General features: G+C 45.0%; 6 protein-coding genes. 5 read left to right on the top strand and 1 reads right to left on the bottom strand.

Annotation, left to right across the window (positions count from 1 at the left end; translation table 11 throughout):
* Position 1 precedes the first annotated feature (1 nt).
* Positions 2 to 703, top strand: a complete 702-nt coding sequence (locus tag GGR22_RS12580; protein ID WP_182493952.1) for a response regulator transcription factor — start codon at positions 2 to 4, stop codon at positions 701 to 703.
* A gap of 108 nt (positions 704 to 811) precedes the next feature.
* A complete protein-coding gene (locus GGR22_RS12575; RefSeq protein ID WP_170148816.1) occupies positions 812 to 1,438 on the top strand; it encodes a response regulator in 627 nt (208 codons plus the stop codon).
* Here GGR22_RS12575 and GGR22_RS12570 read toward each other — a convergent pair.
* Entirely contained in the window at positions 1,435 to 4,431 is a 2,997-nt protein-coding gene (locus tag GGR22_RS12570) for a ligand-binding sensor domain-containing protein (RefSeq protein ID WP_182493951.1), read from the bottom strand. The genes GGR22_RS12575 and GGR22_RS12570 overlap by 4 nt on opposite strands.
* A 261-nt stretch (positions 4,432 to 4,692) precedes the next feature.
* Here GGR22_RS12570 and GGR22_RS12565 point away from each other — a divergent pair, with 261 nt between their 5' ends.
* The 3 genes from GGR22_RS12565 to GGR22_RS12555 all read left to right on the top strand — a co-directional run bounded on the left by GGR22_RS12565 (position 4,693) and on the right by GGR22_RS12555 (position 15,493).
* Complete coding sequence (locus tag GGR22_RS12565) at positions 4,693 to 5,424, top strand: aquaporin (RefSeq protein WP_182493950.1); 732 nt, start codon at positions 4,693 to 4,695, stop codon at positions 5,422 to 5,424.
* Between the two features lie 265 nt (positions 5,425 to 5,689).
* The gene (locus GGR22_RS12560) at positions 5,690 to 14,530 is read left to right on the top strand and encodes a DUF7507 domain-containing protein (RefSeq protein WP_182493949.1); all 8,841 of its coding nucleotides are present in this window, start codon (positions 5,690 to 5,692) and stop codon (positions 14,528 to 14,530) included.
* A 51-nt stretch (positions 14,531 to 14,581) separates the two neighbouring features.
* Complete coding sequence (locus tag GGR22_RS12555) at positions 14,582 to 15,493, top strand: PorP/SprF family type IX secretion system membrane protein (RefSeq protein WP_121377390.1); 912 nt, start codon at positions 14,582 to 14,584, stop codon at positions 15,491 to 15,493.
* The last annotated feature ends 11 nt before the right edge of the window (positions 15,494 to 15,504 follow it).

Genomic DNA, 15,504 nt, shown 5'->3' with positions numbered 1-15,504 from the left:
TATGGACACTATAAAAGTACTTTATCTAGAAGATGAGGAGTCATTAGGCAAAATAACGAATGACATGCTGGTCAAGAATGGCTTTTCGGTTCAATGGATTTTGGACGGAAGAAAAGGTTTGGAAGTGTTTAAAGCTAAGATCTTTGATATTTGTATTGTGGATATCATGATGCCCGGACTGGACGGCTACTCGTTTGTGAAAGAGATCCGAAAGACCGACCCGAACATTCCGGTGATTTTTCTAACGGCCCGTTCCTTGACAGAAGATGTGGTAAAAGGGTTTGAGATAGGGGGCAATGATTATCTAAAAAAGCCTTTTAGCATTGAAGAATTGATCATACGGATGAAGGCGCTGCTGAATCGGGTGACGGTTTCAAAGAGCGAGCCTCAGGCTCAGACTACGTTCCAGATCGGCAAGTATGTTTTTGACCATTCGAGCATGGAACTGAGCAGCGGCGAAAAAAAAACGGTGCTGACTCATCTGGAAAACGAATTGATCCTGCAATTGACCTTAAATAAGAACAATGTGCTGCAAAGGCAGCGCGTGCTTCAAGACTTGTGGGGCGACGATACTTTCTTTAATGCGAGGAGCATGGATGTCTTTATTACGAAGATACGAAAACATTTTGCGGACGATGATGCTATTTCTATCGTGAACATTAGGGGAATAGGGTATAAGATGATTGTCAAAGAAGGCTTGTAAGATAAGATTGTGCATAAAGCGCTTATAAGTAATTTTCTTACTCTTTGCCTTTCAACGAAATAATTGTATTTTTGACAGGTAAACTGACCGATCCCCATGGTAACCGAATTGAAAAAAATACTACTAGCTGACGACCACAGCGTTGTCAGGCATGGAATTTCCTTGATACTGAAGGAATCCTTTCAAGGGATTTCAGTAGACCATGCAGAAAGCTTTCCTTCTGTATTGTCACAGCTGAAAGAAAATGCCCCTGACTTATTGTTTTTAGATATCAACCTTCCGGGTGGCAACAGCACCAAGATGATTGAAAAGATCAGGGAATCGCACCCTGACCTGACCATCTTGATGTTTTCGGCTTATGACGAAGAGCAGTATGCGCTGCGTTATATCCATGCCGGAGCCAACGGCTTCTTGAACAAGCACAGTTCAGAAAGCGAGATCGTGAACGCCGTGCAGGTGGTCATGGAAACCGGAAAATACATCAGCGCTGCCGTCAAAGAGAAGATCTTGGAGAATGTCTTACACAAGACTCCTATCAATCCTCTAGAAAGCCTGTCGGATCGAGAAATCGAGGTAGCCGGACTTTTGGCTCGCGGGGAAGGGAACTTGGAAATAGCCAACCTGCTGAACATCCAGATGACAACGGTAAGCACCTATAAGAATAGGATTTTCGAAAAGCTGCGCATCAATAATGTAGTCAGCCTGGTCGAGATGCTGAAGATTTACGATAACTAGCTGCTTTTTTCTTCTTGCAGCCAGATAGTGATTTCGGTTCCTTTGCCGAGCGTGCTTTCAATATCGATACTGCCGTTTAGGATAATCAGCAGTTCGGTAATCATGGGCAGTCCCATTCCTGTTTTTCTGGCATTTTCTGATGCTTTGGTACTTTTGGTATTCGCATAGAATGCTACTACATCGGGAGGTATTCCCTTTCCGGTATCTTTGATTTTTATAAAGATGTTTTCTCCTTTTCTTCCCGAAGTAAAGCTAATCTTCCCATTTAAGGTATTCTTGACAGCATTATCCAGCAGGTTGTGGATGATAATAGAAAGCAAGAGCTTGTTGGTCGTCAGTATGCTGCTGCGGTCAATCCTGTTGGTTATTTCTGTTTTTTGGGACGCCGCAATGTTTAAGAATATTTTTATCTTTTCTTCTACAAGGCCGTATAGGTTGTAGGGATCCGACGAGTTTTCTTGTTTGCTCACCTTTGTGTATTCCAGAAGATTGTCTACAAAATTAAAGAGATGGAACGATGAGGTGTAGATCGATTTCAGGTCTTCGGCTATCGCAGCAGTGTCGTTAATGTTTTGGTAGGCATGCTTTCCGGTCAGTGCCAAGAAACGGAGCGGGCTTTTGATGTCGTGCGTTATGGTTCCGATAAGCTTTTTGTGGTTGATGATCTCTTCGCTGAGGTTTTCCTTGGTCTTTCTGAGCGTGCTGATGGTGTTCCTGAGCTGGGAAGTCTGCTCCGCAATTTTTTTCTCCAGAAGGATATTCTTTCTTCTGATGTATCGGATTCTCATCTTTATGGTATAGAATACCAGCAGCAGTCCGATGATTACAAGGAGGATGTTAAACCAGATTGTTTCATAGAAGGCTGGCGGCACGAGTATGGTGAGCGTCTTGTATTTGTAGCCGGAGTTAAACCCGGTAAGCTTTCGGGCCGTAAGGTAATAGGTACCGTGCGGCAGCGACGTATAGGAAATCTCGTTGTCTTTAAGCGGAATCCAATTTTGGGAGATCGGCCCCTGCAGCCTGATTTCGATATTCTGGTTGTTCGGATTTCCGTAATACGGGCTGTTGATAAACAGCCTGAGCCTTCCGAAATCATTTTTTAGCTGCAGCGTATCGTTGCCAATTTCTTGGTAGCGGCTGTCGACTTCGGCTTCCTGGAAATAGATATCATTATCCGGCAGCAGTAGTTTTATCTTTTCGGGAGAAAAGAGGACAATACCCCGCATGGAAGGAAACGAAATGGAATTATTTTCCAGCCGCAGGCCACAAGGCTGGCAGCCGCCGTTAAATTCGTTGGTATAAAATCCGTCCGACTTGTCATAATACTGGTAGTAGACGTGTTTTGTCTTTTGCTCTGAATATTCAAAAAGGTTCTTTTTGGATACCTGAAAGAGCCCCTTGTTGGTCGTTATCCACAAGTAGCCGTTCTGGTCTTCGATCATGCAGTGCGATGAGAGCAGGTAGCGGTTCTTGTCGATAGGGAAGTGGGTGGTCTTTTTGGTAAACTGGTTGTAAAGAAAGAATCCCTTTTCGTAAGTAGCTACCCATATTTCGTCGGGCTTGCCGATATAGATGCTTCGGACATAGGTATTCGAAATCTCTTTGATGTTCTCTATCTTTTTCTCCTTTAGAAAAATCCGGTGGAATCCCAGATGCGATCCTGTCCAGATAATATTGCTTTCGATTTCTGCCATATAGGTAGGGTTGAAAGGCAGGTCCATATAGAGCCTAAAGCTGGGCTTTTTTTTCGGGTCGGATGTGTCTAGCATAAAGAGCTTGCCATCAGGCGAGCCCACAATGGCGGTTCCGGCCAGCATTTCTCCTTTTTTGGTTTCAAATAGCTGGATGACGCGGTCTTCGAAAAACCATTTGTCGATAGTCGAAAAATGAGTCTTCTTATTTAGCCGGTAGACCGTATTATTGTCTTTGGTCCATATATTGCCCTGCTTGTCGGTGAGAAGCGTATAATTATCGGTCTCTATGTTGAATACGAGTTTTTTCTGGGCTCCCTGCTCGCTGAATATTTCTCCTGACGCAGTCAGGAAGCTGTTCTTGCCATAGTGAATCTGGGCATAGTAAACGCCATTCTTGTTGTTGCCCAAGATGCTCTTGAATTTTTTCTTCTTGACGATAAGCAATCCGTTGGTACTGCTCCCGAGATAAAGAGTCTCATTTTGGAAGTCGTAATAATAGGAAATGATATTGTTCTTGGCGATGTCAAAATGGGTAAGCAGTGGCTTCAGCTGCAGCTTTCCTTGATGGCTCTCGAGCAGGTAGACTGTATTGTTGAAAGTAAAGAAAGTCTGCTGCGCGACCTGGTTGGGAATCAGCTCAAAGCCTGAGGACGGGAGTCCTTCTATAGTAGTAAAATAGGCCCGCCCGTTTTCAAAACGCACGAAATTTTTAGCCGTATAAGAGTAGAGTACGTTGTCGCAAATAAAGAACGTGGCATCGAGATCGTGCGCGATTTCCCAAAGGCGCTTGCTGTCTCTGGTAAAAGCGGTAATGGTTCCATCAGCAAGCTTAAAGTAGCTGTTGTCGGTTTTGTAGATTTTGTGGATAAAATATCTTTTTCCCTTCAGCAGTTGGTTTTGGATGCGAAAAGACTCTGGGATTTTGCTATCGGGAATTATAGCTGGCTTGTTCTTTCGGATGAGGATCAAGTCGGCAAAATCGCTGAGCACATAAATACTGTCGGTAGCTACGGTGCCTCTGAAATAGCTGATCCGGTTTGTGGTCAGTCCCTTGAGGTTCTCGATGTTAAAGACCTTGAATTTGTTTCCGTCATACCGCACGAGTCCGTTTTCGGTCGAAAGCCACAAGAACCCATAACGGTCTTTGATAATCGATTTTACGCTGTTTTGAGGCAGGCTGTTGTCGTCGGCAGAATGCCATATAAGGTCGTAATCTCTATTTTCTTGCTGTGAAAATAAAGGAGAAGAGCTAAGGAGCGAGATAAGATATATGTATAAAAAGTGCTTGGGAAAACGCATCGTTACCAGATATTAATCTGTGGCATAATAATATCTTAATCTGAACGGGGCAGTTCAGTGTCCAATATTACGAAGATAAGGATGAGAAACGCCGGCTTTCTTTGTAGAATTAATTCTACAAAGAATAGTGATATGAGCCACAATTTTTTCGACAGCCAATGTGGAATTTAGTAAAAGATTTGGCCCTATTAATTTTATTGGTTTTGATTACTTCATGCAAGGGAGAGGGTTTCTTTCCCTTGCATATTATTTTTAGAGTATATGCGTTTGACTGCTTTTGCCGATAGGCATAAAAATACGATCCATACGATACAGCTCAGGAGCCTTTTGGCAGAATTTACAGGAACTTTTCTGCTGACATTTTTTGCTGTTGCGGCTTCGGCTGTAGTAGGGTTTCAGGATGCTTTTTTGAACCAGATTCTGGCCTGCCTTTCTATCGGAGGCATTACCTTTTTGACTACTTTTTTTCTGTATTCCGTGTCGGGATCACATTTTAATCCTGCCGTTTCGGTCGGGTTTTTTATTGCGAATCGAATCGGTTTTAGCAAGCTGGTTGCCTATATATGCACCCATATCATAAGCGGTCTCTTGGCTACGCTGCTTGTTTTTTTCTTGTTTTCGGATAATAGGAATGATTCTATCTTGTTGTTTTCTAAACCTGTTGTCCCGTATCATCCCGAAAGCCTGATGCTTTCGTCGGTATGCCAGAGCGTAATGATGTTTATTGTATTGCTGTTTTTTTTAGGCCTGACGTATTTGCAGAAAGGCAGGCTCTATATGGCAACTTTCATGGCAATAGCCATAGGTATTGCCACCTTTGTCAACCTGTCGATTACCAGCTATCCATTGAATCCGGCCATGACGGCAGGAGAGCTGCTGCTTTTTAGAAAGCACGAAATACTGGATGCAGTAATCGTCTGGCTCTCTCCATTTGCAGGTGCCTGCATGGCAGGGATTATTTACTTCATCACTTTTATCAGGCCTGTCCATTAGAGACTAGCCTAAAACGATATCAAGGCTTGTAGAATTTATTCTACAAATGCTGTATTTATTATCTACAACGCCTACGGTTCATACTAAGGAAATTTGCACGGTCATGGTTGCTCTAGCAATCTGGCTTGCCTTTGAACCTATTTATTAACCAAATCCATTCGTGTATGCGTAAAAATTATGCTCTTCTAAGCTGATTGCTTATAAAACGATACCACCATTAAACCGTTTTCCCCTCATTTTCAAATAAATAATTAAAATTATAACGATGAACAAAAACTACAGTTGTCAAGGCAGATTCTTGCCCTACCGACAGGTGAGCGTCATATTTAGGGATACTGCCGTAAGAATCAAAAAAGTTTTTTTACTGAGTTTCCTTCTGACTATTGCCGGCTTTTCGTCCCTATATGCAGACGGGAGTAAAGATCTTTATCCTTCGGGAGTTACTGGGAACCGTGCTTTTCTGTACAGCAATAGCTATACGGCAGGAGGAACTACAATCAACTCTTGGCCGTTCAAGACCTTGGGGACGCACTATGTGTATGCCAATGTTGGAGAGACTATTGCTGCTGCATCGAGTGCCCAGAATATAGGGAATGGCCGAATCAGGCTGATTGCTCCGAATGGATCAGAGTATCTTACTACCGCAACCGCAACAGGACAGATACCGAACCGTAATGGCGAGCTGGCCGGACCTCAATATCCGGGACAGGGAGCAGGAGGTAACCGATACCTTCCGTATACTGTTACCGTAGGTGCGGGACAGGCCGGAATCTGGAAAGTAGAATTTTTGCCTTCGGGCTCTGAAACCAGCAGCTCTACGCCTGGGGTTACCGATACGGCTGCAGATGCTGCCTGGACGCAAGGAAACAATACGGAACTGATAGCGGCTTGGGACGTATCGGTAAGGAATGCGGCTAACTCGGCTTGGATTTCCGGAAGAGTATATTCTAATGTTTTCAACTTGCATATACAAGGAACAACGTTTACATCAGCAAAAGCCTTTTATGGCAAATTTGTCGTTTTAACACGAGATGGGGTTGCCTACAGGGTAACCAATAATGGCTCTAACGGAGTAGGTTTTACTTTTTTTGTAAACAACAAAGGATTTTTAGATACCACAGGAGGACCATCTTATAAGAGTTTGAATATTTCAAGCCCTTCAAGCGCTGATTTTAGGGTTCACGATCCTAGAAGCCAAGATGATGCCAATAATGTGACCCATAAGATATTTTATACAGATCCTGCAGCGGACTTGCCTGCTAACGCGATACAAGCAGTAAGTACGTCTTCAAGTACTACAACATGGCTTAAGAATGCGGTGATAACGCCTACAGCCACTAACCTGACCTATACAGGTGTAGAAGGAACACCTAACCTTTCGGGGAACAAAGGAGCCTATATCGGTTTTGATTCCAACCTGGCAGGAACGTTCAGGATTGAAATAATCGGAAATTTCCCGACCAGAACTATTACAGGGAACTGTTCTCCGGGAACAAATACTATTTTATGGGATGGAAAAGACGGAGCAGGCAATGTACTGGCGCCGAATACCAATATCGGAGAGATCAGGGTACAGCTTTTTGGTGCCGAGGTGCATTTCCCTTTTATCGACATGGAAATCAATCCGGGAGGTATCATAATCGAGCAGCTGAATGAAAGCTATGCTTTATTTACTCCGAACAGAGACTTGGTGTATTGGGACGATTCGAATGTTACTGGAGGAAATGTAAATACGGTATCAAACCCGACAGCTTCAGGAAATGCTGGTATTTCAAGTAACAGCAACGGACACAGATGGGGAAGAAATAGCTCAGGAAGTTCAGGCTCTGGAAATACAGGAGATGGAGGTTCGAGCTTTGGAAACGAAAAATCATTGGATACATGGAGTTTTGTTCCCGGCGAAGTCATCATAAAGACATTAGATATCATTGTTGCTTCTGCCGACTTGGAAGTAGAAAGCATCACGCCATCAACGACAACTATCAGCATCGGACAAACGATGAACTATCAAGTTGTCGTAAAAAATAACGGACCTAGCGACGTAACTGGAGCCGGCTTTGCATTTATTGTTCCAGCCGGATTCACGATAACGGGCGTTACTTACGTAAACAGCCAAGGAACTGTAGTAGTTGTTACCGGAACAGTTGATCCGGTTACGGGCAATTATATTGCAGACCTTAATATGACAAACGGTTCTGAAATCGTATTCACGATTACAGGAACAGTAGGATCCTCTTTGGCAGGATTGCCTTTAAATGTAGAAGCTTCGATTATCCGTCCGGCTGACGTGACTGATATCGATGCGACGAATCCAGGTACTACGCCTCCGACAGACCCCCATTTAGAGTGTCTAAACGGAACAGCTGTTGAGAATTGTAATAACATCGCTTATAATAATTTGAATGTTGCAGCTATAGCGGATCTTAGGGTTGTGAAGACAGCAAACGCTACGGTTCCGGCAGTAGGGCAGCAAGTAACCTTTACGGTAGCTGTTACGAATAACGGACCGAATGCTGCCACTGGAGTTACAGTAGCAGATTTGATGCCGACTGGTTTTGCATTTGTTTCTGCAACAGTTACGGCAGGTGCTTACAATTCCAGTACGGGAATCTGGAATGTGGGTACTATTGCTAATGGTACCACCCAGACTATGACTGTTACAGCAACTGTAAATGCTACAGGAAATTATACGAACGTAGCAACAGCAACGGGAACAGAAACAGATCCGGTGCCAGGAGACAATACAGACGAGATAACTGTAGCACCAGATCCTGATGCTAACTTGCAGATCAGCAAGACTGTAAATGATAGCACGCCAAGTGTAGGAGATCAAGTAGAGTTCACCTTGCTTGTTACAAATAACGGAACAGCGAACGCGACAAATGTTATTGTAACAGACCAGCTTCCTACAGGATATACCTATGTTTCTCATACGGCAGGAGCTAACTATGTTCCGGCTACAGGAATCTGGACAATTGGCAGCTTGACCAACGGTGCCAACCAGACATTGGTGATCATGGCAACGGTAAACGCAACAGGAAACTATACGAATACAGCTTCGGTTGACGGAGACGAAAACGATCCTGATACGACTGATAATACAGATTCTGTAACGACAACACCTAATAATGTAATCGTAGCAGACAATGATACTACTGTAACACCAGTCAACGGACTTGCAGGAGGCACCGCTATAGCAAATGTGCTTGGCAATGACACGCTGAACGGTGCAGCAATCGCTGCAGGCGCAGTAAACATTTCAGTACTTCCGGGAGCAGTTCCGGCAGGGCTTGCCTTTAATACGGCAACGGGTGCGGTTACGGTCAATGCAGGAACTCCTGCAGGAACCTATACTTTCGATTATACGATCTGCGAGACCATCAACCCGACCAACTGCGATACGGCAACGGTTACGGTAAACGTGGCAGCGGCTCCTATTGTAGCCAATAATGACACTACTGCAACGCCAGTCAATGGATTTGCAGGAGGAACGGCTATACCAAACGTACTTACAAATGATACGCTGAACGGCGTGGCAGTTGTTCCAGGTGCGGTAAACATTTCGGTACTTCCGGGAGCAGTTCCGGCAGGGCTTGCCTTTAATACGGCAACGGGTGCGGTTACGGTCAATGGAGGAACTCCGTCAGGAACCTACACTTTCGACTATACGATTTGTGAGGTTATCAACCCAACGAACTGCGATACGGCAACGGTTACGGTAAACGTGGCAGCGGCTCCTATTGTAGCGAATAACGATACTACGGCAACGCCAGTCAACGGACTTGCAGGAGGAACAGCTATACCAAACGTGCTTACTAATGATACGCTGAACGGCGTGGCAGTTGTTCCAGGTGCGGTAAACATTTCGGTACTTCCGGGAGCAGTTCCGGCAGGGCTTGCCTTTAATACGGCAACGGGTGCGGTTACGGTCAATGGAGGAACTCCGTCAGGAACCTACACTTTCGACTATACGATTTGTGAGGTTATCAACCCAACGAACTGCGATACGGCAACGGTTACGGTAAACGTGGCAGCGGCTCCTATTGTAGCGAATAACGATACTACGGCAACGCCAGTCAACGGACTTGCAGGAGGAACAGCTATACCAAACGTGCTTACTAATGATACGCTGAACGGCGTGGCAGTTGTTCCAGGTGCGGTAAACATTTCAGTACTTCCGGGAGCAGTTCCGGCAGGGCTTGCTTTCAATACGGCAACAGGCGCGGTTACGGTCAATGCAGGAACTCCGGCAGGAACCTACACATTCGATTATACTATCTGTGAAATATTAAACCCTACGAATTGCGACACGGCAACGGTTACAGTAAACGTGGCAGCAGCGCCAATTGTAGCTAATAATGACACGACCGCAACGCCAGTAAACGGTTATGCAGGAGGAACAGCAATACCAAACGTACTTACAAATGATACGCTTAACGGCGTGGCAGTTGTTCCAGGTGCGGTAACTATTTCAGTGCTTCCGGGAGCAGTTCCGGCAGGGCTTGCCTTTAATACGGCAACAGGCGCGGTTACGGTAGATGCAGAAACTCCGGCAGGAACCTACACATTTGATTATACTATTTGTGAAATATTAAATCCTACAAACTGCGATACGGCAACGGTTACGGTAAACGTAGCTGCAGCACCAATCAATGCAGTAAATGACAATCCTACTCCTGTAAACGGCTACACAGGCGATACAGATGTAGTAAACGTACTGACTAATGACACGTTGAATGGAGTTCCGGTAATTCCGTCTGAAGTAGCGGTTACGGTAACGACACCAGCTTCAAACCCAGGCGTTGAATTGGACCCAGCAACGGGAACAGTAAGCGTAGACCCTCAGACACCTGCGGGCACTTATACGATCATCTATCAGTTATGCGAGGTACTGAACCCTACGAACTGTGATACGGCAACGGTTACGGTTGTAGTAGAAGGGGCGCCGATTAATGCGGTGAACGATACTCCAGCTCCAGTAAACGGCTACACGGGCGATGCAGATGTAGTCAACGTGTTAGACAACGATACGTTGAACGGCGTTCCGGTAATTCCGTCTGAAGTAGTAGTTACGGTAACAACACCAGCTTCGAATCCAGGTGTTGAATTAGACCCAGCAACGGGAACGGTAAGCGTAGACCCACAGACTCCTGCGGGCAGTTATACGATTATCTACCAACTATGTGAGGTGCTGAACCCGACAAATTGTGATTCGGCAACGGTTACAGTTGTAGTGGAAGCAGCAGAAATAGAAGCTTTTAATGATACCAATGCAACTCCAGTAAATGGTTATGCAGGAGGTAATGCCATTCCAAATGTACTGACAAATGACCTGTTGAATGGAGTAGCAGTACTACCTAGCCAAGTAACTATTAGCGTAGTACCTGGAAGTGTTCCGGCAGGAATAACATTCAATACGACTACGGGAGCAGTAAATGTGCTGGCTGGCACAGCAGCAGGAAGTTATACTTTTGATTATACGATCTGTGAAATACTAAACCCGACCAATTGTGATACAGCAACCATAACTGTTGTAGTGGGAGCAGCTCCGATTGATGCGGTAAATGATACTCCAGCAACACCAGTGAATGGGTATGCTGGCGATACGGATGTAGTCAATGTATTAGACAACGATACCTTGAATGGCGTTCCGGTAATTCCTTCTGAAGTAGTGGTTACGGTAACGACACCAGCTTCTAACCCAGGCGTTGAATTGGACCCAGCAACAGGAACGGTAAGCGTAGACCCACAGACACCTGCGGGAACCTACACTATCGTATACCAATTGTGCGAAATATTGAACCCTACGAACTGCGACTCGGCAACCGTAACGGTTGTAGTAGGAGCGGCTCCGATTGATGCAGTGAATGATACTCCTGCTCCGGTAAACGGCTACACAGGCGATACAGACGTAGTCAACGTGTTAGACAACGATACCTTGAACGGCGTTCCGGTTATTCCGTCTGAAGTAGTGGTTACGGTAACGACACCAGCTTCTAACCCAGGCGTTGAATTGGACCCAGTAACGGGAACGGTGAGCGTAGACCCACAGACACCTGCGGGAACCTACACTATCGTCTACCAATTGTGCGAGATATTGAACCCGACGAACTGCGACTCGGCAACCGTAACAGTTGTGGTTGGAGCAGCGCCAATCGATGCGGTGAACGATACTACAGCTCCGGTAAACGGCTACACGGGCGATACAGACGTAGTCAATGTGTTAGACAACGATACGTTGAATGGCGTTCCGGTAATCCCTTCTGAAGTAGTGGTTACGGTAACGACACCTGCTTCGAACCCAGGCGTTGAATTGGACCCAGCAACAGGAACGGTAAGCGTAGACCCACAGACTCCTGCGGGAACTTACACTATCGTCTACCAATTGTGCGAGATATTGAATCCTACGAACTGCGACTCGGCAACCGTAACGGTTGTGGTGGAAGCAGCTCCGATTGATGCGGTAAATGACAACCCAGCTCCTGTAAACGGATATACGGGCGACCCAGACGTTGTAAATGTATTGGACAACGATACGTTGAACGGCGTTCCGGTAATCCCTTCTGATGTAGTGATTACGGTAACGACACCGTCTTCTAACCCAGGCGTAGAATTAGACCCTGCAACAGGAACGGTAAGTGTAGATCCTCAGACTCCTGCAGGTACTTACACTATCGTGTACCAATTGTGCGAGATATTGAACCCTACCAACTGCGAGACTGCAACGGTAACTATAGTGGTTAACCCAGCACCAATCGATGCAGTGAACGATAACCCAACTCCGGTAAACGGCTACACGGGTGACCCAGATGTAGTGAATGTCTTAGACAACGATACGTTGAACGGCGTTCCAGTAATCCCGTCTGAAGTAGTGATTACGGTAACGACACCGTCTTCGAACCCAGGAGTAGAACTAGATCCTGCGACAGGAACCGTAAGCGTAGATCCACAGACACCTGCGGGCACCTACACTATCGTGTACCAATTGTGCGAAATATTAAACCCAACAAATTGTGAGACTGCAACGGTAACTATAGTTGTTGAAGAAGCACCAATTGATGCAGTAAACGACACACCTGATCCGGTAAATGGATACACTGGCGACCCAGACGTTGTAAACGTATTGGACAACGATACCTTGAACGGAGTTCCAGTAATCCCGTCTGAAGTGGTGGTTACGGTAACGACACCGTCTTCAAACCCAGGTGTTGAGCTAGACCCTGCAACAGGAACGGTAAGCGTAGACCCACAGACACCTGCGGGAACTTACACTATCATATACCAGTTGTGCGAAATATTAAACCCAACAAATTGTGAGACTGCAACAGTAACCATAGTAGTTAATCCGGCTCCGATTGATGCCGTAAACGACGACTTAAGTGCTGCAGTTGTAAATGGTACCGAAGGACAAGTAAACGCTGGAAATGTCTTTTCAAATGACACTTTAAACGGGGTTGCAGTGATTCCTTCGGAAGTAACTTTGACTACTATAACTGCAGATGCGCCATTGACATTGAATGCTGATGGAACAATCTCTGTAGCAGCAGGAACACCGGCAGGAACTTACACTTTGCAATATAGCATCTGTGAAGTCTTAAATCCGACGAATTGCGATACGGCTACAGTAACAATTGTGGTGCAAGTGCCATCGATTGAAATTACCAAGACTGGAACTTTCAATGATGCCAACGGCGATGGTTTTGCGCAAGTAGGAGAGACAATCACCTATAATTTCTCTGTCGTAAATACAGGAAGCATGCAATTGACGAACATTACGGTAACGGATCCATTAGTTACAGTAACCGGCGGTCCTCTTGCAGTGCTAAATGCAGGAGCAACAGACAACACTACATTTACTGCTATCTATACCTTTACGCAAGCCGATGTAGATGCTGGATTTGTAAACAACCAGGCTTTGGTTAGCGCTACTCCGATTGTCGGACAGCCAATTACTGATTTGTCTGACAGCAACGATCCTACATTGCCAGGCAATGATGATCCAACGGTAACGACCTTGCCTCAGAATCCAAGTTTCCAATTGTGGAAAGAAGGAACGTATCAAGATGCTAATAATGACGGTATCGTGAATGCGGGAGATGTTATCGAATACGACTTTACAGTAACCAATACAGGAAACGTTACCATCACCAATATTATGGTAACCGACCCAATCGTTACAGTTTCAGGCGGACCATTGGTTTCTTTAGCGCCACAAGCTTCGGATAGTACTACCTTCACAGCAACGTACACGATAACTCAGGCGGATATTGAATTAGGGGCTGTGTATAATTTAGCTTTGGCTGAAGGAACAGATCCGAACGGAAACCCGATAGACGATGAATCGCAAGATCCTTCGCCAGTAGGTACGGATGATCCATTGTATGAGCCGACTTGTCCAGATTGTACTGTTACGATTCTAGAACAGAATCCAGGTATTGCCTTGATCAAGACTGCGATATTTAATGATGAGAACAATAACGGAATTGCAGAAGCTGGAGAAACGATCACGTATAACTTCACAGTGACCAATACAGGAAATGTGAGCTTGAGCGATGTGACTATCAACGATCCGCTTCCTGGAGTTGTGGTAAGCGGAGGCCCTATTACTTTAGCAGTAGGACAAAGCGACAGCACTACATTTACGGCAACGTATGCTATTACGCAGGCGGATATCAATGCAGGAAGTGTTTCGAATCAAGCTATTGCAACCGGTAGAAGTTCTCTTGGAGAAGAAGCTACCGATGCTTCAGATAACACCGACAATACAGGAAATAACCCGACGGTTATCGAAATTGACGGCTGTACGATCAATGTATTTAATGCGGTTTCGCCAAACAATGACGGAGACAACGAGATTTTATACATCGGTGGCTTAGAATGCTATCCAGATAACAAAGTAGAGATTTTCAACCGCTGGGGAGTTCTAGTCTATGAAGCAAACGGCTATAACAACAACGACAAGGCTTTCAGAGGTTATTCTGAAGGAAGAGTTACAGTGAACAAATCTGAAGGATTGCCAGACGGTACGTATTTCTATTTCTTGAAATATAAAAAACCAGACGGTTCTGTTAGTGAGAAAAGCGGCTATTTATATTTAAGCAGATAAAGTTAAATTTCTGGGAACCTCAATGGTTCCCAGAATAAACAAAATAAATCAATGAAAAAAATAATCATACTTTTCGTCTGGATTCTTGCAACCGCAACCACCTTTGCTCAGCAGGATGCGCAATACACGCAATACATGTACAATACCATCAATATTAACCCGGCCTATGCAGGTTCAAGAGGCGTTTTTAGCATCTTTGGACTTCACAGAACGCAATGGGTTGGTTTGGATGGAGCACCCGTGACTAACGCTGTTTCGATCAACTCGCCGATTAACGGTACCAATATAGGAATGGGACTTTCTTTTGTCAACGACAGGATAGGACCGACAGATGAGAATGCAATTTCTGCAGACATCTCCTATACGGTAAAGACATCAGAAACATTCAAGCTGTCTTTTGGAATCAAGGCTACTGCGAATCTTTTTAATCTGGATATCAATAAATTGAATCCTGCCGACCAAGGAGATCCTCGCTTTCAGGACCTGAATAATAACTTCACGCCAAACATAGGGGCGGGAGCGTATCTTCATTCCGATAAGATGTATTTGGGACTTTCGGTACCGAACTTTTTCGAAACGCACCGATACGATGATAATTCTGTTTCCGTAAACCAAGAAAGAATGAACTTCTACTTGATTGGAGGTTATGTTTTTGACTTGAGCGCAAGCATCAAATTCAAGCCTGCCTTTTTGGTGAAAGCCGTAAACGGAGCGCCGCTTCAGACCGATCTTTCAGGAAATTTCCTTTTCAACGACAAGCTGACGCTTGGCGTGGCTTGGAGATGGGATGCCGCCGTAAGTGCGATGGCTGGTTTTCAAGTAACCGACGGACTTTTTATCGGCTATGGATATGATTTGGAAACGACTAAGCTTTCCAACTACAATTCAGGCTCGCATGAGGTATTCCTACGTTTCGAGCTGTTCAACAAATTCAATAAAGTAACATCTCCAAGATTCTTCTAAAAGCAGTAATT

Origin of the sequence: Flavobacterium gossypii (assembly GCF_014138495.1) — a bacterium.
GTDB lineage: Bacteria > Bacteroidota > Bacteroidia > Flavobacteriales > Flavobacteriaceae > Flavobacterium > Flavobacterium endophyticum.
This window is presented reverse-complemented; position numbering and strand designations above follow the sequence as displayed.